19 protein-coding genes are annotated in these 21,893 nt (G+C 67.6%); 11 read left to right on the top strand and 8 right to left on the bottom strand.

Features of this window, described 5'->3' with window-relative positions:
- Positions 1-192 precede the first annotated feature (192 nt).
- Complete coding sequence (locus tag Q0C57_RS03955) at positions 193-852, bottom strand: aspartate/glutamate racemase family protein (protein ID WP_296572372.1); 660 nt, start codon at positions 850-852, stop codon at positions 193-195.
- Positions 853-923: 71 nt separating this feature from the next.
- On the opposite strand from Q0C57_RS03955, the gene hydA reads away from it, so the two are divergent.
- The 3 genes from hydA (at position 924) to Q0C57_RS03940 (ending at position 5,196) form a co-directional block, all read left to right on the top strand.
- A complete protein-coding gene (gene hydA, locus Q0C57_RS03950; protein ID WP_296572368.1) occupies positions 924-2,405 on the top strand; it encodes a dihydropyrimidinase in 1,482 nt (493 codons plus the stop codon).
- Positions 2,402-2,845 (top strand): NUDIX domain-containing protein, encoded by a 444-nt coding sequence (locus Q0C57_RS03945; protein WP_296572366.1) that lies wholly within the window; start codon positions 2,402-2,404, stop codon positions 2,843-2,845. Before hydA ends, Q0C57_RS03945 begins: the two co-directional genes overlap by 4 nt.
- Before the next feature lie 302 nt (positions 2,846-3,147).
- On the top strand, positions 3,148-5,196 hold the full coding sequence (locus Q0C57_RS03940; protein ID WP_296572363.1) for a M3 family metallopeptidase: 2,049 nt from the start codon (positions 3,148-3,150) through the stop codon (positions 5,194-5,196).
- A 6-nt stretch (positions 5,197-5,202) separates the two neighbouring features.
- On the opposite strand, the gene Q0C57_RS03935 is transcribed toward Q0C57_RS03940, so the two are convergent.
- Positions 5,203-6,027 (bottom strand): trypsin-like serine protease, encoded by an 825-nt coding sequence (locus Q0C57_RS03935; protein WP_296572361.1) that lies wholly within the window; start codon positions 6,025-6,027, stop codon positions 5,203-5,205.
- A gap of 260 nt (positions 6,028-6,287) precedes the next feature.
- On the opposite strand from Q0C57_RS03935, the gene Q0C57_RS03930 reads away from it, so the two are divergent.
- Entirely contained in the window at positions 6,288-6,965 is a 678-nt protein-coding gene (locus Q0C57_RS03930) for a response regulator transcription factor (RefSeq protein WP_296572358.1), read from the top strand.
- A gap of 25 nt (positions 6,966-6,990) precedes the next feature.
- Here Q0C57_RS03930 and Q0C57_RS03925 read toward each other — a convergent pair whose 3' ends face one another.
- Positions 6,991-7,896, bottom strand: coding sequence for a neutral zinc metallopeptidase (locus Q0C57_RS03925; protein WP_296572355.1), 906 nt, complete (start codon positions 7,894-7,896; stop codon positions 6,991-6,993).
- Positions 7,897-8,125: 229 nt separating this feature from the next.
- On the opposite strand from Q0C57_RS03925, the gene Q0C57_RS03920 reads away from it, so the two are divergent.
- From Q0C57_RS03920 to Q0C57_RS03900, 5 genes are all read left to right on the top strand, one after another.
- A complete protein-coding gene (locus tag Q0C57_RS03920; protein WP_296572352.1) occupies positions 8,126-9,286 on the top strand; it encodes a site-specific DNA-methyltransferase in 1,161 nt (386 codons plus the stop codon).
- A 90-nt stretch (positions 9,287-9,376) separates the two neighbouring features.
- Positions 9,377-10,375 (top strand): efflux RND transporter periplasmic adaptor subunit, encoded by a 999-nt coding sequence (locus Q0C57_RS03915; RefSeq protein ID WP_296572351.1) that lies wholly within the window; start codon positions 9,377-9,379, stop codon positions 10,373-10,375.
- Complete coding sequence (locus Q0C57_RS03910) at positions 10,372-11,607, top strand: ABC transporter permease (protein ID WP_296572348.1); 1,236 nt, start codon at positions 10,372-10,374, stop codon at positions 11,605-11,607. Before Q0C57_RS03915 ends, Q0C57_RS03910 begins: the two co-directional genes overlap by 4 nt.
- Complete coding sequence (locus Q0C57_RS03905) at positions 11,604-12,320, top strand: ABC transporter ATP-binding protein (protein ID WP_296572345.1); 717 nt, start codon at positions 11,604-11,606, stop codon at positions 12,318-12,320. The genes Q0C57_RS03910 and Q0C57_RS03905 overlap by 4 nt, the downstream gene beginning before the upstream one ends.
- 66 nt (positions 12,321-12,386) lie before the next feature.
- Positions 12,387-12,716, top strand: a complete 330-nt coding sequence (locus Q0C57_RS03900; protein WP_296572342.1) for a hypothetical protein — start codon at positions 12,387-12,389, stop codon at positions 12,714-12,716.
- 3 nt (positions 12,717-12,719) lie between these two features.
- Here the strand turns inward: Q0C57_RS03900 and Q0C57_RS03895 are convergent, their stop codons facing one another.
- The 5 genes from Q0C57_RS03895 to groES form a co-directional block, all read right to left on the bottom strand.
- On the bottom strand, positions 12,720-14,291 hold the full coding sequence (locus Q0C57_RS03895; protein ID WP_296572339.1) for a TRAP transporter large permease subunit: 1,572 nt from the start codon (positions 14,289-14,291) through the stop codon (positions 12,720-12,722).
- On the bottom strand, positions 14,291-14,977 hold the full coding sequence (locus tag Q0C57_RS03890; protein ID WP_296572335.1) for a TRAP transporter small permease subunit: 687 nt from the start codon (positions 14,975-14,977) through the stop codon (positions 14,291-14,293). Before Q0C57_RS03890 ends, Q0C57_RS03895 begins: the two co-directional genes overlap by 1 nt.
- A gap of 93 nt (positions 14,978-15,070) precedes the next feature.
- A complete protein-coding gene (locus Q0C57_RS03885) occupies positions 15,071-16,195 on the bottom strand; it encodes a TRAP transporter substrate-binding protein (RefSeq protein WP_296572332.1) in 1,125 nt (374 codons plus the stop codon).
- 504 nt (positions 16,196-16,699) lie between these two features.
- Positions 16,700-18,340 carry a chaperonin GroEL gene (gene groL / locus Q0C57_RS03880; protein ID WP_296572330.1) on the bottom strand — a complete coding sequence of 547 codons (1,641 nt, stop codon included), beginning with the start codon at positions 18,338-18,340 and terminating at the stop codon, positions 16,700-16,702.
- A 54-nt stretch (positions 18,341-18,394) separates the two neighbouring features.
- Positions 18,395-18,685 carry a co-chaperone GroES gene (groES, locus tag Q0C57_RS03875; RefSeq protein WP_106749553.1) on the bottom strand — a complete coding sequence of 97 codons (291 nt, stop codon included), beginning with the start codon at positions 18,683-18,685 and terminating at the stop codon, positions 18,395-18,397.
- A 218-nt stretch (positions 18,686-18,903) separates the two neighbouring features.
- Here groES and Q0C57_RS03870 point away from each other — a divergent pair, with 218 nt between their 5' ends.
- Together Q0C57_RS03870 and Q0C57_RS03865 are read left to right on the top strand one after the other, a co-directional pair.
- Entirely contained in the window at positions 18,904-19,419 is a 516-nt protein-coding gene (locus Q0C57_RS03870; RefSeq protein WP_296572326.1) for a MarR family transcriptional regulator, read from the top strand.
- 97 nt (positions 19,420-19,516) lie between these two features.
- Positions 19,517-21,868: an EAL domain-containing protein gene (locus tag Q0C57_RS03865; protein ID WP_296572323.1), complete on the top strand. Its 2,352-nt coding sequence runs from the start codon at positions 19,517-19,519 to the stop codon at positions 21,866-21,868.
- Positions 21,869-21,893 lie beyond the last annotated feature (25 nt).

The raw sequence follows: 21,893 nt of genomic DNA, 5'->3' as shown, positions 1-21,893 counted from the left end.
GCGGGCCCCGCGGGCCGGCGGCGGGGGGGGGGCGCCCTGATCCCGTCCTGTAGCCACTCTCCCCCTCACCCGATCCTCGCTACACTCGGATCGACCTCTCCCCGCCGGGGAGAGGTGAGGCGGTTCGACCGTCGCCCATCTGGTGTCCAGGGCGCGTGACACGCAACACATCACCCGATGCCGGCCTGATCCTCACCCCACCGCCAGCGTGCCGATCGCCATGGTCACGGCGGCCTGGGTGGGATCGATCACCGGGATGCCCAGTGCGTCCTCCAGCGGCTTCCTGTGCCGGGCCATGCCGGCGCAGCCCATGACGATGGCGCCGGCGCCGTCGAGGTCCTTGAGCTCGCGGCCGATGGTGATCATGCGGGCGAGCGTGCCGTCGCCCGAGGCGGTCTCGGCCACCGACATTTCCAGCGCCCGCTCGCCGGCGAGGCGTTCCATCAGCCCCATCTGGCGGAGATAGCGGATGTGGCGGGGGATGGAGCGCGACTTGATGGCGATGACGCCGAAGCGGTCGGCGCGGGCGAGCGCGGTCAGCACGCCGCATTCGGCGATGCCGAAGACCGGGCGGCTGGTGCCCTCGCGGGCGACGAAGAGGCCGGGGTCGGAATAGCAGGCGATGATGAAGGCGTCGGCATCGTTGGTGGCCTCCACCTTGCGGCGCAGCGGCAGGGTGACGCTCTCCACATGTTCCTGCGTCTCGATGCCGAAGGGTCCCTCGGCCAGCGTCTCGCAGACGATCTCCGGCCCGTCGGCATAGGTCAGCGGCTTCACCGCCTGGCGCAGGCCCTCGGTGACGGCTTCATTGGAATTGGGGTTGATGACGAGGATACGGGGTCTGCGTGCCATGAGGTTCCGCTTCGGCTCTGGGTCTGTCTATTGTCGGGCCGGAACTTCTTCCCGTCCAGCCGGAGCACGACATGCCTGCCTCGCCCTTCGACCTCGTGATCCGCGGCGGAACCGTGGGAGCCGCCAGTGGGCGTTATGCCGCCGATGTCGGCATCCGCGACGGCAAGGTGGCGGCGATCGGCCTCGACCTCGACGCCGGCGCCCGCGAGATCGACGCCACGGGCAAGTTTGTGCTGCCCGGCGGCATCGACACCCATACCCATATCGAACAGGTCTCGGCCGGCGGGCTCCTCAATGCCGACACGTTCGAGAGCGCCACGACCTCGGCGGCCTTCGGCGGCAACACCTCGGTCATCTCGTTTGCCGCCCAGCACCGCGGCAAGGACCTCCGCAAGGTCGTCGACGACTATTCGGTGCTGGCGGCGCGCGGTTCACTGATCGACTACGCCTTCCACCTCATCGTGGCGAATCCCGACGAGAAGACGATCACCAAGGATCTTCCCGAACTGATCGGCGAGGGCCATGCCTCGGTGAAGATCTTCATGACCTACGACCTCATCAAGGTCGACGACGAGCCGCTCCTCGACGTGCTGCTGACCGCCCGCGAGAACGGCGCCCTGGTCTGCGTCCATGCCGAGAACCACGGCATGATCTCCTGGATGGGCAAGCGCCTGGTCAAGAAGGGCTATGTCGCGCCGAAGTACCACGCCATCAGCCACCCGCGCGGCTCGGAATCCGAGGCCTTCACCCGGCTCGTCGCGCTCTCGGAGCTGATCGACCAGCCGATCATGATCTTCCACGTCTCCACCGCGGAGGGCGCGAAGGTCGTGCGCGACGCGCGGGCGCAGGGGCTCAAGGTCTTCGCCGAGACCTGCCCGCAATATCTGTTCATGACCCGCCATGACCTCGACAAGCCGGGCATGGAGGGCGCCAAATGGATGTGCTCGCCGCCGCCGCGCGAGAAGGAGGACCAGGACGCGCTCTGGCAGGCCCTGGCGCTGGGCGACCTGCAGACGGTCACCTCCGACCATGCCCCCTACCGGTTCGACGAGACGGGCAAGCTCTCGGCCGGGCCGAACGCCAATTTCAAGGCCATCGCCAACGGATTGCCGGGGCTCGAGGTGCGGCTGCCGCTGATGTTCGACGCCATGGTCTCGCAGGGCCGGCCGGAGTTCTCGGGGCGCGGCCTCGAGGCCTTCGTCGCCCTGACGGCGACCCAGCCCGCGTCCATCTACAACCTTCCGGGCAAGGGCCAGATCGCGCCGGGCTATGACGCCGACATCGCCATCTGGGACCCGCAGAAGTCGGTCACCATCACCGACGACCTGATGCATGACCTCACGGGATACACGCCCTTCGCCGGCCGTACCGTGAAGGGCTGGCCGGAGACGGTGCTGGTGCGCGGCCGCGAGGTTGTCTCCGCCGGTGCAATTGCCGGCAAGCCCGGTTTCGGGCGCTGGATGAAGCGCACCGGCGGTTGGGCCGCCGCCCCCACCGGCAAGCTCACCGCCGACATGGACCCGGCGCGGAACTTCGGCGCCAAGGTGCTGTGAGCGCCGTCTGGACACCGCCGCAGCAGATCCGCGTGAAGGTCCTGGGGCTTGCCCGCCAGGGCGAGCGCCTGCTGGTCGCCGAGGTCACAGGGTCGGATGGCCGGGTCAAGGGCGTCCGGCCGCTCGGCGGCTCCATCGATTTCGGCGAGACCCGCGAAGAGGCTTTGCATCGCGAATTTCGCGAGGAGCTCGGCTGCGCCATCGCGATCCGCGCGCCATGGCATGCGCTGGAGAACCTGTTCGATCACGAAGGAGCGCGTGGCCACGAGATCATCTTCGTCGCCGCGGTCGAGCTTCTGGATGAGGCATTGCATGCGGCGGGGCGGTTCAGCTTCACCGAATCGACCGGCGAGACCTGCCAGGCCGGCTGGTACAGTCTTGCCGACCTTGAGGCCCGCGGCTGGGCGCTCTATCCGGTCGGGCTAGCCGAAATCCTGTGACGGCGCGGATGCCGGTACGGTGCGATCGCAGCCCTGCTCGACTGAAGTGCGTCCTTCGAGGCTCGCCGTTCCGGACGATGCTGATGCATCGCCCGGGCTCGCACCTCAGGATGAGAAGGATGGTGTCGGGCAATAAGGACCAACCGTCCGGCTCATTGCCCTTCGTGCAGCTCGCCGCCGTCCTCATCCTGAGGTGCGAGCGGCAGCGAGCCTCGAAGGACGCACTTCGGCCGTGCAGGGTCGTGTGCGGCCGCCCGTATCCCGCCCTTGCCGACTTTCTCCCGCGCCGCCACATTGCGCCCATGACCCAGAGCACCGACAATCCCTTTTTCCGCCCCTGGACCACGCCGTTCGGGATCGCGCCCTTCACCGAGATCACCATCGATGCCTATCGCCCCGCCTTCGAGCGGGCGCTGGCGGAGCACCGGGCCGAGGTCGAGGCGATCGCCACCAATCCGGACGCGCCGACCTTCGCCAACACGATCGATGCGCTCGAGACGGGCGGGCACGCCCTCGACCGTCTGTGCGGCGTCTTCTTCAATCTCGCGGGATCGGATGCGACCGAGGCGATCCAGACCATCCAGCGCGAAATGGCGCCGCTGCTGGCCCAGCATTCCAATGCCATCACCCTGGACGCCCGGCTGTTCGCGCGCATCGCCAGCCTGCATGACCGCCGCGAGCGGCTCCATCTCAGCACCGAGCAGATGCGGGTCCTGGAGAAGACCTACAAGAATTTCGTCCGCGGCGGCGCCGCCCTCGCCCCCGAGGCCAAGGAGCGCATGCGGGCGGTGACTGAAAGGCTGGCGACGCTCGGCACGGCCTTCGGCCAGAACGTGCTGAAGGACGAGTCGACCTGGTCGCTCGACCTGTCGGAGGCCGATGTCGCCGGCCTGCCCGACTTTCTCAAGGCCTCGCTCGCCCAGGCGGCCAAGGACCGCGGCCGCGACGGCTATGTCATGACGCTGGGCCGTTCCATGGTCGAGCCTTTCCTGACCCTGTCGCCGCGCCGCGACCTGCGCGAGACCATCTTCAAGGCCTGGGTGAAGCGCGGCGAGATGGGCGGGGAGAGCGACAACCGTGCCATCGTCGCCGAGACGGTGACGCTGCGCATCGCGCGGGCGAAGCTCCTGGGCTACCCGACCTTCGCCGCCTTCAAGCTCGACGAGACCATGGCCAAGACGCCGGATGCGGTGCGCGACCTCTTGCAGCGGGTGTGGAGCCGGGCCGTCGTGCGGGCAGCCGAGGAGAAGGCGGATCTCGCCGCCGTCGCCCGCGCGGAGGGCATGAACGAGGCCATCGAGCCCTGGGACTGGCGCTACTATGCCGAGAAGGTGCGACAGAAGCGCTTCGCCATCGATGAGGCCGCGCTGAAGCCCTATTTCCAGCTCGACAGGATGATCGAAGCCGCCTTCGCCGTGGCGACGAAGCTGTTCGGTGTCACCTTCCGCCGCCGCGACGACGTGCCGGTCTATCACCCCGACGTCCGCGCCTATGAGGTGCTGCGCAACGGCGAACATGTCGGCCTGTTCCTCGGCGACTATTTCGCCCGGCCGACCAAGCGCTCGGGCGCCTGGATGAGCGCCTTCCGCAGCCAGGAAAACCTGTCGGGACCGGTGCGGCCGATCATCGTCAACGTCATGAACTTCGCCAAGCCGCCGGAGGGCCAGCCGGCGCTGCTGTCCTTCGACGATGCGCGCACCCTCTTTCACGAATTCGGCCACGGTCTGCACGGGCTCCTCTCGGACGTGACCTACCCGCTGCTGTCGGGGACTTCCGTCGCCCGCGATTTCGTCGAGTTCCCCTCCCAGCTCTACGAACATTGGCTGGAGCGCCGCGAAGTCCTGTCCGAATTCGCCGTCCATGCCGAGACCGGCGAGGCCATGCCGCAGGCGCTGATCGACAAGCTCACCGCCGCCCGCACCTTCAACCAGGGCTGTGCGACGGTGGAATATGTCTCCTCGGCCCTCGTCGATCTCGCTTTCCACTCGCTCGACAGCGCCGAGGCCATTGACCCGATCGTCTTCGAGGCGGAGGAGTTGCAGCGCATCGGCATGCCGGAGGGGCTGGTCATGCGCCACCGCACGCCGCATTTCGCCCATATCTTCTCCGGCGACGGCTATTCGGCCGGCTATTACAGCTACATGTGGTCGGAGGTGCTCGACGCCGACGGCTTCTCCGCCTTCGAGGAAACGGGCGATCCCTTCGAGCCGAATCTGGCGCGGCGTCTCGGCGAATATGTCTATGCGGCCGGCAACAGCCGCGATCCGATGGAGGCCTATATCGCCTTCCGCGGCCGCGAGCCGGATCCGGAGGCGCTGCTCGTCAAGCGCGGTCTGGCCACCGCGGCCTGACCGGCTCTACTGCCGCATCTCGACCGCGCCGCCGATCGGGGTGTTCCAGCCCTCGGCGGTCTGACGGATCCAGGCGATATAGTCGCGGACCGGCACGAAGATCGGCGTCGAGGTGCATTCGCGCCCCGGATCCGTCGTCCCGCCCTTGAGCACGCCGACAACCATGAAGGTCCGGCCGGTGCGGCGATAGACCGGCCCGCCGGAATCGCCGACGCACATGCCCGTACGCTGCGGGCTGTCGTCGCTGGTGAGGCCGGCGAAGCCGCGTCCGGGAACGCTCGGCTGGGCGGTGCGCATCAGCGCCTCGCGCAGGACGCCGTCGCGCGACCTTGTGCGCTCGGTGGAGCCGAAGCCGGCAATGATCAGTTCCTCGCCGGTCGGAGGCCCGCCGAACCAGGCGACGCCCCAGCCGCCCGAGGGCAGGGCCGCCGGCCGCGCATCGGCACCGAAAGGCCGCGCCACCTGGATCAGCCCGACATCGTCGGAGGCGAAGCCGTGGCGCGGGTCGAAGTCGGGATGGGCGGCGGTCCGCTTCACCGCGACGGCGATGCGGCGGAACGAACGGTCGAGATAGCGCACCCGGTAGCGACCGCTGGCCGAGACGCAATGGGCGGCAGTGAGGACGAGATCGGCGCCGACGATGGCGCCGGTGCAGATGCCCTCCGGCGTCTCGATCAGGACTGTCGAGCGGCGGGTGCCGTTGGGGTCGCGCGCCGGCTCGCCGCGCATCACCGCGAAGGCGTCGCCGCTGCTCGCCAGGAGCGTTGCCGCTGCCAGACCGCAGAGGGCGCCGCGGACCCAGCGGGCCTTGATGATACCGAGCCGCACCATGAAACACCTCTTCAGGTCGCGCCCCCCGGCCCCTCCGCCGGTCTTCAGGTTCTAACAGACCCCCGCCGCGGGTCTCCTGTCAATTCCCGGGCCACCGGTGGCTGTTCTTTTCGCGCGCGCGGCCCCCGCGAGGAAGGCCCTGTCCTCCAAAAGGTCCGCCGGGCGAGGGTGGCCTTGTGTTGTGACGGGCAAGGCGCGACAATTCCGCCGTAGCGGCTCGCCAGAACGCCGCGGAACGAGGAAAACCGGGGATGAGCGGCGTGGACAATACAGCGTCGACCTATCGCATCGTCATCGCCGACGACCACCCGCTGTTCCGTGGCGCCCTGCGCGAGGCGGTTGCTGGCCTGCCGCGCCAGCTTGCCATCGCCGAGGCCGGCTCCTTCGCCGAGATGCAGGAGATCGTCGGCGCCGATCCCGAGGTCGATCTTGTGCTTCTCGACCTCGCCATGCCCGGCGTGAAGGGTTTTTCCGGCCTCATGTATCTGCGCGCCCAGCATCCCGGCGTGCCGGTGGTGATCGTCTCGGCCACCGAGGATGCCGAGGTCATCCGCCGCTGCTTCGAGTTCGGCGCCTCCGGCTTCATCCGCAAGACGCTCGGCACCGAGGAGATGCGCCAGGCGGTGCAGGTGGTCCTCGACGGCGGCAGTTTCGTTCCCCCCGACGTCGACCTGTCGAAGAACCGCGATTCGGACAGCGCCAAGCTCGCCGCCCGGCTCGCCAGCCTGACCCCGCAGCAGGTGCGGGTGCTGATGATGCTGTCGGAGGGGCTGCTCAACAAGCAGATCGCCTATGAGCTCTCCGTCTCCGAGGCGACGGTGAAGGCCCATGTCTCGGCCATCCTCACCAAGCTCGGCGTCGACAGCCGGACGCAGGCGGTGATCGCCGCCGCGAAGATTGCCGCCGAGGGCTGGCCGGGGCAGGCGCTGAACGGTTAGGGGCGGGCGCGAGCGCGCCTCCCCGTTACAGCTCCCGCGCCTGGAACGTGTTGCAGCTCGATACCTGACCGCTCCTGAGGCCGGTCATGAACCAGCGCTGGCGCTGGGCCGAGGAGCCGTGGGTGAAGCTGTCGGGCACGACATAGCCCTGGGCGCGGCGCTGCAGCATGTCGTCGCCGATGGCGGCAGCGGCCTGCATGGCCTGGCGCACGTCGGCATCGTCGATGAAGCGGTACTGCTGCTGGGTGTGATAGGCCCAGACGCCGGCGAAACAGTCGGCCTGCAACTCGACCCGCACCTGCAGCGCATTGCTGTCGCGCTCGCTTCCCGCCGCCCGCTGGGCCTGCTGCACGCGGGTCAGCACGCCCATCTGGTTCTGCACGTGGTGGCCGACCTCATGGGCGATGACATAGGCATAGGCGAAGCGGCAGGCGGTGTCGCCGCCGGAGCAGCCGCGGAACTTCGTCGCCAGCTCCTGGAAGAAGCTGGTGTCGAGATAGATCTTGTTGTCGCCGGGGCAATAGAACGGGCCCATCTGCGACTGGGCGGCGCCGCAGCCCGAGCGCGTGGCGCGCTGGAACATGACGAGGCCGGGCGCCTGGTAGCGCCTGCCGGCCTCCTGGAAGATCTTCTGCCAGGCATCCTCGGTCGAGCCGAGGACGGCGGCGACGAAATCGCCCATCTGGTCGGTCGGCCGGCCGCCCTGGCGCGCGGGTGCCTGCTGCTCGACCTGACGCTGGCTGCCACGGGTGACCGCCTCGTAGCCGCCGACGAGGACGGCCGGGTTGATGCCGGTGATGTAGGAGATGAGGCCGACCACGATCATGCCGCCAATACCGATGCCGGCGGGGCCGCCGGGGATGCCGCCCCCCCCACCGCCGCCGCGGCGATCATCGATGTTGTCGGAACGGCGCAGATCTTCCCAACGCATGGCTTCAACCCCTCACATCCGGCGATCATGCCGCCGCGCTCCGGGCGGTGCAACTCCCGAACGGAACATCGGTTTCAGACCGTGTTCACCTTTTGCGGGACGCCATGTTTACCATTCGGTGACAGAATAAATTGGTAGTCATGCCAGCGATTTAAGTCTCCCTTTACTCTAACCGGCCAATGTCGCGGGGCGTTGCGACACGATTGTTTTGCGTACCGAGTGCCGCCTGATGCTGTTGACGTCGAACGGAACTGCCCGATCAGGTGACCGCGTACGGGCGGTCCGTTCGCCTTCGCTCGCCCCCGACCAGGGGCTCGGCCTCGCGGGGCGCATCATCCTCGGTGATTGCATCGCCGCGCTGGATGCCCTGCCGGCGGCGAGCGTCGACATGGTCTTCGCCGACCCGCCCTACAACCTCCAGCTCCAGGGCGAATTGCACCGTCCCGATGACAGCCGCGTCGATGCGGTGACCGACGACTGGGACCAGTTCGAGAGCTTCGCCGCCTATGACGCCTTCACCCGCGCCTGGCTCACGGCGGCGCGCCGCGTGCTGAAGCCGAACGGCTCGCTCTGGGTCATTGGCTCCTACCACAACATCTTCCGCGTCGGCACGGCGCTGCAGGATCTCGGCTTCTGGGTGCTCAACGACGTCATCTGGCGCAAGGCCAACCCGATGCCGAACTTCCGCGGCCGCCGGTTCACCAATGCCCACGAGACGCTGATCTGGGCCTCGCGCGACGCCAAGGCCCGCTACACCTTCAACTATGAGGCGCTGAAGGCCGGTAACGAGGATGTCCAGGTCCGCTCGGACTGGTTCATCCCGCTCTGCACCGGCGAGGAGCGCCTGAAGGACGGGGCGGGCCGCAAGGTCCATCCGACGCAGAAGCCCGAGGCGCTGATCGCCCGGGTCCTGCTCGCCTCCTCCAAGCCCGGGGACGTCGTCCTCGATCCCTTCTTCGGCTCCGGGACCACCGGGGCCGTTGCCAAGCGCCTCGGCCGCCGGTTCATCGGGATCGAACGCGATCCCGCCTATGCGAGAGCGGCCGAGGCGCGCATTTCTGCCGTGGAACCGCTGGCGGAAGCCTCGCTGGCGGATTTCACCACGGCCCGCGAGGCGCCGCGCATCGCCTTCGCCTCGCTGGTGGAGCGCGGGATGGTGGCGCCCGGCACGGTGCTGACCGACGAGAGGCAGCGCTTCCAGGCGGTGGTGCGCCCGGACGGCTCGCTGATGGCCGGCCCGCAGGTCGGGTCCATCCACAAGATCGGCGCGCTGGTCCAGGGCGCCCAGGCCTGCAACGGCTGGACCTTCTGGCATGTGGCCGACAACGGTCGCCTGTCGCCCATCGACGCCCTGCGCGCCCGTATCCGCGCCGAGATGGGCGCGGCCTGATCGCCGCTTCCGGAATGCCATGACGCCGATCAAGGCGGGACCGTGTAGGGTCCTGCTAGTTCAGCATCCTGCATGACCGGAAGGCTGGCGATGAAACTGCGATCCTGGTTGATCCTGCTGCTGGTGGCAGCGGCCATCGGTGGCGGCGCCTGGTGGCGCTACGGCCGCGGGGCCGAAGTCCAGTTGCAGGCGGTCGGTCGCGGCACGGCGGCCGAGATCGTCTATGCCACCGGTGTTGTCGAGCCGGTGCGCTGGGCCAAGATGGCCTCGATGGCGCGCGAGCGCATTGTCGCCCACTGCGCCTGCGAGGGGCAGCGGGTGAAGGAGGGCGACATGCTCGCCCGGCTCGACGACCGCGAGGTGCGGGCCAACCTCGCCGAGCAGCAGGCGCGCCTCGCCCTCGCCCAGCGCGAGGTGGACCGCGTCAGCCAGCTCATGCAGCGCGGGGTCGCCACCCAGCAGGCCTATGACAAGGCGATCGCCGATCTCGCCCAGATGCGGGCGCTGGTCGCTGCCACCAACGAGCGGCTCGGCAATTACCAGATCCTGGCGCCGCGCGATGGCGTCGTCCTGCGGCAGGACGGCGAGGTCGGCGAGATCGCCGATATCGGCCAGATCCTGTTCCGCGTCGGCGACCCGCGCCCGTTGCAGGTGACGGCCGACGTGGCGGAGGAGGACATTCCGCGCGTCAGGACCGGCCAGTCCGTGCTGCTGCGCACCGACGCCTTCCGCGACCGGCCGCTCGCGGGCTCGGTGCGCGAGATCACGCCGATGGGCGACACGGCGACCAAGACGTTCCGCATCCGCATCGCCCTGCCCGACGAAACGCCGCTTCTTTTCGGCATGTCGGTGGAGGCCAATATCGTCACCCGTGAGGCGAAGGACGTCCTGCTCGTCCCGAACGAGGCGATCATCGGCGGCGCGGTCTTCACGGTCGCATCGGGCCGGATCGTGCGGCGCCCGGTAGAGACGGGCATCCGCGGCACCAGGTTGACGGAGATCCGCTCGGGGATCGCGGAAGGCGACCGGATCGCGGTCCCGGCCGAGGCGCGCTGGCGCGGCGGCGAAAGGGTGCGGGCCGCGCCATGAACCTGGTCGTCGACATTGCCTGGACGCATATCGCGGCCCGATTCCGCCAGACGGTCGTGGCGGTGCTCGGCGTCGCCATCGGTGTCGGCTTCTCCATCATGATGGCGGCCCTGATGCAGGGGTCGCAGGACGATTTCGTCCGCACCCTCGTCAACGCCATGCCGCATGTCGCCATCAATGACGAGCGCCGCGAGGCGCCGCGCCAGCCGGCGGAGGAGGCCTTCGACGCTGCCCAGATCCGCGGCCTGACTCCGGCGACACGGCGGCGCGGCATCAACAATCCGATCGCCACCATCGCGGCGCTGGAAAGCTGGGTGCCCGGCTCGGTAACCCCGTCGGTCCAGGCGCGTGGAATCCTGCGCTACGGCGGCAAGGACGTGACCTCGGTCATCGTCGGCATCGATCCGGTGCGCGAGCCGCGGGTGTCGCAGCTCGTCCACCATCTCCGGCAGGGCTCGCTCCCGGCCCTCTACCGCGCCACCAATGCCATCATTCTCGGCGACCGGTTGGCGGAGAAACTCGGCGCGCGCCTCGGCTCGAACATCTCCATGTCGGCGGGAACCGGCAAGGTGATGACCGGGCAGGTCGTCGGCATCTTCCGCTCCGGCGTGCGCGCCGTGGACGAGGGAACATCCTATGTGCTGATCAAGACCGCGCAGATCCTCGCCGAACAGACCGGGCTCATCAACGAGATCCGCATCCGCCTCAACGACCCGATGAGTGCCCGCGCGGTGGCCGACCGGATCATTGCCGATACGGGCCTCAAGACCATCTCCTGGCAGGAGGCGAACGAGGACCTGATGTCGGCCTTCGTCGTCCGTAACGTCATCATGTACACGGTGGTCGGCGCGATCCTGCTGGTGGCCTCATTCGGCACCTACAACATCATTTCCACCATCACCTTCGAGAAGAGCCGCGACATCGCCATTCTGAAGTCGCTGGGCCTCACCCAGTCGACCGTCAGGCGCATCTTCATCCTCGAAGGGCTGGTGATCGGCCTCGCCGGGGCGCTGGCCGGCTCGGTCCTCGGCTTCGCCCTGACGCAGGTGATGCTGTCCATCGAGATCCGCACCGGCTTCACCGATGCCACCCGCCTGCCGTTGATCGTCGCGCCGCTGCACTATGCGATCGCCGGCGGCATCGCGCTCGCCTCCTCCGCCATTGCCGGCTTCTTTCCGGCGCGCAAGGCGGCCCGCGTCCATCCCGTCGAGATCATCCGGGGGGCGACATGAGCGTCCCGCTGATCGAGACCCGCAAGGCGACCCGCATCCTGCCGGGTACCGTGCCGGTGACGCTGGTTGCCGATATCGATCTCCTCATCCACGAGAAGCAGTTCGTGGCGATCACGGGTCCCTCCGGCTCGGGGAAGTCGTCGCTGCTCTATCTCCTCGGCCTGCTCGACGTGCCCACGACCGGCGAGGTGCTGGTCAGGGGGCGCGACACCAGCACCCTGGTCGATGACGAGCGCGCCGAGATCCGGCTGGCGACGCTCGGCTTCATCTTCCAGTTCCACTTCCTCCTGCCGGAATTCACCACGACGCAGAACGTCATGTTGCCGATGCGGGCGCTGGGCAAACTCACCCCCCGGCAGATGAAGGAGCGGGCGGAGGGCCTCCTGTCGTCCCTCGGTCTGGAGGACCATCTCGCCAAGCGCCCCGACCAGCTCTCCGGCGGCCAGCGCCAGCGAGTGGCGGTGGCACGGGCGCTGGCCAATGACCCGCCGGTCATCCTCGCCGACGAGCCCACCGGCAGCCTCGATTCCAAGTCCTCGGAGCAGGTGTTCCAGATCCTGCGCGACCTCGTCGACCGCGACGGACGATCGGTTGTGGCGGTGACCCATGCCATCGACCTGGCCGAGCGGATGGACCGCCGCGTCCATCTGGTGGACGGGCGCATCGTCTCCGACGCCATGCAGGCCACGGCGCGGATGGCTCTCCCGTCCTGAGCAGCCGCCGGCACGATGACGCCATGGTTCGGCGCTAGACAGGGGCGAACCGAGCAGGAGGTGCCCATGCGTTTCGCCATCTTGTCCGCTGCGGCTTTCGCCGCGGCCGTCATCCTCGCAACCCCGGGGCCATCGGGCAGCGCCAACGCCCAGCCGGCAGGGGCGACGGGGCCGTCCAGCGCGCCCTTCCAGGCCGCCATGCGGCGCTGCCGGCGGGCCCTGCCGGTCGCACGGCGCTTCATCGGCCTGCCGCAGGCCGTGGTGCAGGCGCGCTACCGCGCTCCGCGGTCCCTCGTCGTCCGCTACTGCGCGATCTGTACGCGGGATTTCCGGCCGAACCGCCTGACCTTTGGTCTGGACGACCGCGGCATCGTGCGGAGCGCCACCTGCGGCTGATGCTTACCGGTAGAGCACGCCGGGCAGCCACATCGCGATGCCGGGGAAGGTGTAGACGATCACCATGCAGGCGACGACGATGAAGATGAAGGGCATCACCCCGGAGAAGATCTGGTTGATGGTGACATGCGCCGGTGCGACGCCCTTCAGATAGAAGGGCGCCATCGCCACCGGTGGCGACAGGAACGACGTCTGGATGTTCAGTGCGATCAGGATGCCGAAGAACAGCGGATCGATCTTGAACGTCTCCAGCAGCGGCAGGAAGATCGGCACGAAGATGACGATGATCTCCGTCCATTCCAGCGGCCAGCCGAGGACGAAGATGATCACCTGGGCGAGGATCAGGAACATGGTCGGCGACAGGTTCAGCATCGCCACGAAGGCCTTGATCGGCTCGTGACCGCCGAGGATGGCGAAGATCGACGAGAAGATGAAGGAGCCGACGAAGAGCCAGCAGACCATGGCCGAGGTGCGAGCGGTCAGGAACACCGATTCCTTGAGCTTGACGAAGCTGATGGAGCGGTAGGCGGTGGCCAGCAGCACCGAGCCGAGGGCCCCGACGGCGGCGGCCTCGGTCGGCGTGGCGATGCCGAAGAAGATGGCGCCGAGCACCGACATGATGAGCAGCGTCAGCGGGAAGAAGCTGCGCGCCAGCTCCTTGAACACGGGCTTGCCGAGGATGAGCAGAAGCACGAGGCCGATGGCGCCGCCGCCGAGGATGACGTGGGGCAGCAAGGCCGGCACGTTGTAGTCGATCTGGCGCGGCGTCACGCCGGCGGGGGTGGTCATCACCCGGAACATGTTCACGAGCCATTCCAGCCCGTAGATCGTCGCATAGGCGGCCGGCAGGGCCAGGGCGACGATGACCGCATACTTGACCAGGGACATCTTGTCCTTGGCGAAGTCGAAGCCGAGCGGCATGCGCTGCTCCTTGGGCAGCTTCGGCGCCAGCGCCGGGTTCAGCATGCAGCGGATGATGACATAGAGGATGTAGAGCGTGGCCAGCAGCAGGCCGGGGAAGAAGGCGCCGGCATAGAGCTTCGGCACCGAGACGCCGGCCGTGGCGCCGTAGAGGATGAGCATGACGCTCGGCGGGATGAGAATGCCGAGACAGCCACCGGCGCAGACGACGCCGGCCGACAGCCGCTCGTCATAACCGGCGCGCAGCATGGCCGGGAAGGCGAGGAGGCCCATCAGCGTGACCACGGCACCGACGATGCCGGTGGCGGTGGCGAAGATGGTGCAGGTGATGAGGGTCGTCACCGCCAGCGAGCCCGGCACGCCGCCGAGGGCCTGCTGGACCGAACTGAACAACCGGTCGAGGATGTTCGCCCGCTCGATGATGTAGCCCATGAAGATGAAGAGCGGGATGGCGACGAGCACGTCGTTGGTCATCACCGAATAGGTGCGCTGCACCACCAGGGCGAAGACGATGTCGCCCTGCGCCGCGTAGCCGAACATGACGCCCAGCGCCATCAGCGTGAAGGCGATGGGGAAGCCGAGCATGATGAAGATGACGAACAGGACGAGCATGAGCACGCCCAGTTCAGGATTGCCGATCGTCATGCCGAACATCAGGCGGCCCCTTTCGTCTTGGCCGCCTCGGCCTGTTCAAGGATGATCTTTTCGGTCTCTTCCACGTCATGGAGCCGCGGCGGCCACTGGCCGGTGCGGATGCACAGGACGCAGCGGACCACTTCGGCGAGGCCCTGGATGACCATGAGGCCGCCGACCACCGGAATCAGCGACTTGAAGGGGAAGACATAGGGGCCGTTCGGCGAATTGGCCGAGCGCTCGAAGATGAACCACGAGAAATTGGCGAAGGTGAATCCGGCATAGCAGAGGGCGAGGATGCCGGGGAAGAAGAAGACGAAGTAGAGGAGCAGGTCGAGTCTCGCCTGCGTCCGCGGGGCCCATTCCCGGTAGAGGAAGTCGCCGCGCACATGGCCGTTGCGGGCAAGCGCATAGGGACCGGCGAGCATGAACAGGACGCCGTAGAGCATGTAGCTGACGTCGAAGGCCCACATGGTCGGGGCCTGCAGGATGTAGCGGGCGAAGACCTCGTAGCAGATGGCGATGGTGAGCACGACGATCGACCAGGCCGCGGTCTTGCCGATGACGGTCGAGACGTCGTCGACGGCAAGGAGCAGGGCCATCAGGCGATCGGTTCCGGTGCGGCGGAACATCAGCCAGAGGATCGCTGCGCAGGCAAGCGCCCAGCTGCCGAGCAGCATGGACAGAAAATAGGGATTGGGCGCCATCAGGATGTCCAGGCACGGATCAGACGGGACGGCGGCCGACGCCGCCGGCGGCAGGAAGGCGGCGGGGGTGCCGCCGCCTTCGCTTGCTGAGGATCAGGAGGCGCCGAAGAAGTGGGTGTAGGACATGTCGCGCGAAGGCGTGTTGACGCGCTCGTAGCCGACCGTCCGCTGCGCCCAGGCACGCTGGCTGTCGATCACCTTCTTGAAGAAGGGGTTCTCGGCCGACAGGCGCGCCACGACCTTGTCCCAGGCCTCGAGCTGCGCCTTGAGGATCGCGTCCGGCGTCTTGATGACGTTGACGCCACGGCCGCGCAGGGCGGCGAGGTCCCTGGAGTAGCGGTCGAGCGCCTTCCAGTACATGTCGGAGGAGGCGGATTCGGCGGCGAACTTCAGGATCGCCTTCTGCTCGGCGCCCATGGCGTCGTACTTGCCCTTGTTGAAGATCACCTCGAAGGCTTCCGCCGCCTGGTGATAGCTCTGCAGCATGTAGACCTTCGACACGTCGGGGAAGCCGAGGATCGTATCCGAGGTCGGGTTGTTGAACTCGGCGCCGTCGATGAGGCCGCGCTCGAGGGCGGGGACGATCTCGCCGCCCGGGAGGATGGTGACGGCCGATCCCAGCTCGTTGAACAGGTCCGCGGCCAGGCCCACCGTGCGATACTTGAGGCCGCGCAGGTCGCTCGCCTGGGTCAGCTCGCGCTTGAACCAGCCGAGCGGCTGGCAGGGCATCGGGCCGGTGAGGAAGCCGACGACGTTGACGCGGGTGATCTGGGTCACCAGCTCGTTGTAGAGGTCATAGCCGCCGCCATAGTTCATCCAGGCGAGGAAGTTGTGCGCGTCCCAGCCATAGGCCGGCGGGGTACCGAACAGCGAATAGGCCTTGTTCTTGCCGAACCAGTAGGCGGTGACGCCGTGGCCGCCGTCGAGGATGCCGGCATGGACGGCGTCCTGCAGCTGGAAGGCGGGAACGACGGCGCCGGCGGCCAGAACCTCGAGCCGCAGGCGACCGCCGGAAATCGCGTTCACGCGGGCGGCGTAGTCATTGCAGAACTCATGGAAGATGTCGCGCTGCGGCCAGGTGGACTGGAAGCGGAGCGTCATGGTCTGGGCGTTGGACACGTTGGGGGCGGCGACGGTGGCCGCGGCGGTCGCGCCGGCAAGGGCCAGGAAGCGACGGCGATCGGACTTCGGCGGCGCCGAAGCAGGGGTCTCAGTCATGGGGCGTCTCCTCTTGCGACTTTCGGCCGTTGTGACGGGCTCACTGACGTCGCTGGGATCAGACACTGATGCACTGCGTCAAAAGGTCAAGTGCAAGCTTCGCCGCACATGCTGCGATCTCGTTCCGTCCGGGAACAGGACCTTCGTCCAATCCGACAAGAAAGACGCCCGGCGGGGCCTGTTTCGCCATGAATTCCGGGGTCCGGGCGGGAATGAGCGGCGTTTTGACATCGGACGCCACCAAAGACCAAGGGATGCCTCGTGGCGCGCCTTCCGACTGCGAACAGATGGGCCGGATCAGAAATCCATGCCGCCCGCGCGCGCCGGGCTTGCCCGGCTCGCGCCACGTCCGGTGATGGGCGGCACCAACGAAAAGGGGCGCCTCGCGGCGCCCCTTCCGAAAGTGAGCCTGGATGGCGTGGATCAGACATCCATGCCGCCCGCGCGCGCCGGGCTTGCCCGGCTCGCGCCACGTCCGGTGATGGGCGGCATTTCCGGTCTTCCTCAGAAGTCCATGCCGCCCATGCCACCGCCGCCCGGCATGGCGGGAGCGGAGGATTCCTTCTTCGGCGACTCGGCGATCATCGCGCCCGTGGTGATGAGCAGCGAGGAGACCGAAGCGGCGTTCTGCAGCGCGGTCCGCACGACCTTCATCGGGTCGACGATGCCGGCCTCGAACATGTCGACATATTCTTCGGTCTGGGCGTTGAAGCCGAAGGTGGGCGACTTGTTCTCGAGCACCTTGCCGACAACGATCGAGCCCTCGACACCGGCGTTCTCGGCGATCTGACGGATCGGAGCCTCGATGGCCTTGAGCACGATGTTGATGCCGGCCTGAACGTCGGCATTCTCCGACTTCAGCTTGGCAACCGCCGCCTTGGCGCGCAGAAGAGCGATGCCGCCGCCGGGGACGATGCCCTCGAGGACAGCCGCGCGGGTCGCGTTGAGGGCGTCGTCAACGCGGTCCTTCTTCTCCTTGACCTCGATCTCGGTCGAGCCGCCGACCTTGATCACCGCAACACCGCCAGCGAGCTTCGCCAGACGCTCCTGCAGCTTCTCGCGGTCGTAGTCCGAGGTGGTCTCCTCGATCTGCGCCTTGATCTGGCCGATGCGGGCCTCGATGTCCTTCTTCTTGCCGGCGCCGTCGACGACCGTCGTCTTCTCCTTCTCGATCAGCACCTTCTTGGCGCGGCCGAGCATGGCGAGGGTGACGTTCTCCAGCTTGATGCCGATGTCTTCGGAGATCACCTGGCCGCCGGTGAGGATCGCGATGTCCTCCAGCATGGCCTTGCGGCGGTCGCCGAAGCCCGGCGCCTTCACGGCGGCAACCTTCAGGCCGCCACGCAGCTTGTTGACGACGAGCGTGGCGAGAGCCTCACCCTCGACGTCCTCGGCGACGATGATCAGCGGCTTGCCGGTCTGCACGACGGCCTCGAGAACCGGCAGCATGGCCTGGAGGCCAGCGAGCTTCTTCTCGTGGATGAGGATGTAGGCATCCTCGAGGTCGGCGACCATCTTGTCGGCGTTGGTGATGAAGTAGGGCGAGAGGTAGCCGCGGTCGAACTGCATGCCCTCGACGATGTCCACCTCGGTGTCCAGCGACTTGGCTTCCTCGACGGTGATGACACCCTCGTTGCCGACCTTCTGCATGGCGTTGGCGATCATCTCGCCGATCAGCGCGTCGCCGTTGGCGGAGATGGTGCCGACCTGGGCCACTTCGGCCGAGGACTTGACCTTCTTGGCCGACTTCTCGAGCGCCTTCACGACCTCGAGCACGGCGATGTCGACACCGCGCTTCAGGTCCATCGGGTTCATGCCGGCGGCGACGAACTTGGCGCCTTCCTTGACGATGGCCTGGGCGAGCACGGTGGCGGTGGTGGTGCCGTCGCCGCCGAGATCATTGGTCTTCGAGGCCACTTCGCGCACCATCTGGGCGCCCATGTTCTCGAACTTGTCGGCGAGCTCGATCTCCTTGGCGACGGTGACGCCGTCCTTGGTGATGCGCGGCGCGCCGAAGCTCTTCTCGATGACAACGTTGCGACCCTTCGGGCCGAGCGTGACCTTCACGGCTTCAGCGAGGATGTCGACGCCGCGCAGCATCTTCTCGCGCGCGTCCTGGCCGAATTTCACGTCCTTGGCAGCCATTGTGGCTTACTCCTGTCGGAATGAATGAATGGGATGGAGAGAGCGGTTCGCGACTTACTTCGCGATCACGCCCATGATGTCGCTCTCCTTCATGATGAGGAGGTCGACACCGTCGATCTTCACTTCGGTGCCGGACCACTTGCCGAACAGCACCTTGTCGCCCTTCTTGACGTCGAGCGGGACGAGCTTGCCGGCCTCGTCGCGGCCGCCCGGACCAACCGCCAGGATTTCACCCTCCTGCGGCTTCTCCTTGGCGGTATCCGGGATGATGATGCCACCCTTGGTCTTCTCTTCGCCCTCGAGGCGGCGGACGACCACGCGGTCGTGCAGCGGACGGAACTTCATGGATCTGGTGTCCCTGACATGAGCGGCCCGAAGCCGCGGAAATGTTTGGCGGCCCGTCGGCCGGGGCTGTTAGCACTCACCTGATGTGACTGCTAGCGCCCGCGGTGGAGATAGTCCGGGCGGTATCGGGAGTCAAGGACGAACCGGACTATGGTTAAAGCGGATGCCAGCCCCCACATCGTCTTGACGCGGGACCCTTCGCGCCGGATCGTGACGCCATGACGACGGTGACCAGCCAGATGCATCAGACCAGCCCGCTACCGGCCCCGGCAATCCGCGGGGCTCCGGACGAGGCGACGGTGACCCGCATCGCCCGGTCCTGCATCTGCTACCAGACACGGATGACCGCCCATGCGGTGACGCGCGCCTACAATCGCGCCCTCGCCCCGCTCGGCCTCGAGGTTACTCAGTTCAACATCCTGGCGGCACTCGCTCTCGCCAGGACCAATTCGGTGACCGCCTTGTCCGAGGCGCTCGCCCTCGACCGCACGACGATGACGCGCAACCTCAAGCGCCTCGAAGCGGCGGGCCTCGTCAGCGTCTCCACCGGCCAGGGCCGTGCTGTCCGCCCGGCGCTGACGGAAGCGGGGGCGGCCCTGCTCTCGGCAGCGATCCCGCTGTGGGAAGCCGAACATGTGAAGATGGAAACGGCGGTCGGGGCCGACCTGTGGGGCAGCACCCGCGACGGGCTGCGAGCCATCCGCCGCTCGGTTACGGATGGCCGCTGCGGCTGACGGCCGGGACGAGGCAACAGTCCCCTATCGGTTGAGTGTTTCTTAAGTGCCGTCGGGTCAGGGTGCGGGTGGTACTTCATTGCCACCTGAGGTTTGTGTGACGCCCGCTTCGTCCCTCACCCATATCCGCGACGCCTGGGAGGGCTGGCGCAAGGACGTGCCCAACGAGCCGGCGCACGAAGGCCAGATCCGCGCGGCGCAGATCCACGCCGTGGCGCGCTTCTCCCCGCTGACCATGGCGGCCAACCTGATCAATGCCGTCGTCGTGGTCTTCCTGGCGCGCGAGGAGGCCAACCCCCTCGTTCTTGCCGCCTGGGCGCTCACCATCCTGGCGGTCGTGGCGCTAACGACGCGGGCCTGGTTCCTGCGGCGTGGCCGCAAGCCCAGGCTACATGTCTCCGCCCGCGCGATCCGCCGTGCGACCTATCATGCCGCTGCCCTGGCGGCGCTGTGGGCGGCCGTTCCCGTCCTGTGGTTTGGCATCGTCTCCCCCGAGGACCAGTTGGTCATCGCCTGCCTCGTCACCGGCATGATCTGTGCCGGCGGTTTCGCTCTCGCAACCATTCCCCCGGCCGCCTACGCCTATGTTGCCATCCTATCGGTGGGATCAGTGATCGGGTTGATCGAGACCGGCAACAGCTACGTCGTCTTCCTCACCCTGCTGCTGCTCGCCTATTCCTGGATCGTCGTGCAGAGCGTCGCCAATTCCTCTCGTCTTTTCAGCGAGCGCTTCCGGGCAGAGGCGAGCCTGAAGGAACGCGGCGAGATCATCGAGCTGCTGCTCAACGAGTTCGAACAGAACGGATCGGACTGGCTCTTCGACACCGACGCCGGGTTCGCCGTGGTGCAGCACTCCGCCCGTTTCGGAGAGGTCGCTGGGGTCGCGGGCCAGTCGCTGGTCGGGCGGCGCATCGTCGACATGGCAGACGAGGAGACCGGCCGGGCCCTGCGCCTCGCCATTGCGAAGCGGCAACCCTTCCGCGACCTGGACATCCAGGTCGAGATCGCCGGCGAACCTCGCTGGTGGTCCCTGACAGCCAAGCCGCTCGCCGACGAATCCGGCTGGCACGTCGGTTGGCGCGGGGTCGGTTCCGACATCACCGACCGCAAGCTGGCGAGCCAGAAGGTCGTCTGGATGGCCCGCACCGACATGCTCACGGGGCTGCCGAACCGCACCCGCTTCCGGGAACTGGCGGCGCTGCGTCTTGAGACCGCGCGGCGTAACGGCAACAGCTTCGCGCTGGCCTGTCTCGACCTCGACCAGTTCAAGGCGGTGAACGACACCCTCGGCCATCCCGTCGGCGATGCCCTTCTGATGGCAGTGTCGCGAGACCTCGGCGACCTCGCCGAGCCGGGCGTGGTGTTCGGCCGCTTTGGCGGCGACGAATTCGGCATGGTGATCAGTGATTTCGCCCGCCGCTCCGACGTGCTCGAGCTTGCCCAGCGCATCATCGCCCGCATCAGCCGTTCCAGGACCATCGACGGCGCGCGCATCACGGTGGGTGCCAGCGTGGGCATCGCCTTCGGATCGGGCGAAAACGATACGGTCGACGACCTCATCCGCAATGCGGACCTCGCGCTCTACCGGGCCAAGGACAACGGCCGCGGCGTGGTGATGGTCTTCGATGACACGATGCACCGGGAGGCCGAGGAGCGGCGACTGCTGCAGGAGGACCTGCGCGCCGCCCTCGACGGCAACCAGCTGCGGCTCGCATACCAGCCGATCATCGACATTCGCGCCGGCGCCATCGTCGGTTTCGAGGCTCTGCTGCGCTGGCGACATCCCCAGCGCGGTCTGCTCTCGCCGGACGCCTTCATTCCCATCGCCGAAGAGTCCGGGTTGATCGAGCCCATCGGCGCCTGGGTCCTGCGCCGCGCCTGTCTCGATGCCGCCGCTTGGCCAAACCCGATCCGGGTGGCGGTGAACATCTCGCCCGCGCAGTTCGGCTCCGCCGCCCTCCTCAATCACGTCGCCCAGGCGCTGGCGGTGAGCCATCTGCCGGCGGACAGGCTCGAGGTTGAGATCACCGAGGCCCTGTTCATGAACCAGATGGCTGAGAGTGGCCGGTTCCTCACGGATATGCGCACACTCGGCATCCGCATTGCGCTGGACGATTTCGGCACCGGATTTTCCTCGCTGGGCTATCTCACGCGCTTTCCGATCCAGAAGCTCAAGATCGACCGCAGCTTCGTGTCTGGAGCAGCCGATCCGGAAAACCGGAAGGCGGTGGTCGAGGCCATTGTCGGCATCGCCGCGAGCCTCGGTTTCGTCACCACAGCCGAGGGCGTCGAAACGGCGGCCGATCTCGCCTGGGTGCGCGATCTCGGCTGTGACCAGGCGCAGGGCTTTTATTTCGCCCGGACCCTGTCCGCCGAGGCGGTGCCCGGGTTCATCGCCGGTTTTGCCGACGCGTTCGGCGGCATCGTCCGCGATCAGGCCGCCGCCTGAGGCACGCCGCCTCGTTGACCGGACG

It is taken from the genome of Phreatobacter sp. (assembly GCF_022843985.1).
Lineage (GTDB): Bacteria > Pseudomonadota > Alphaproteobacteria > Rhizobiales > Phreatobacteraceae > Phreatobacter.
This window is presented reverse-complemented; position numbering and strand designations above follow the sequence as displayed.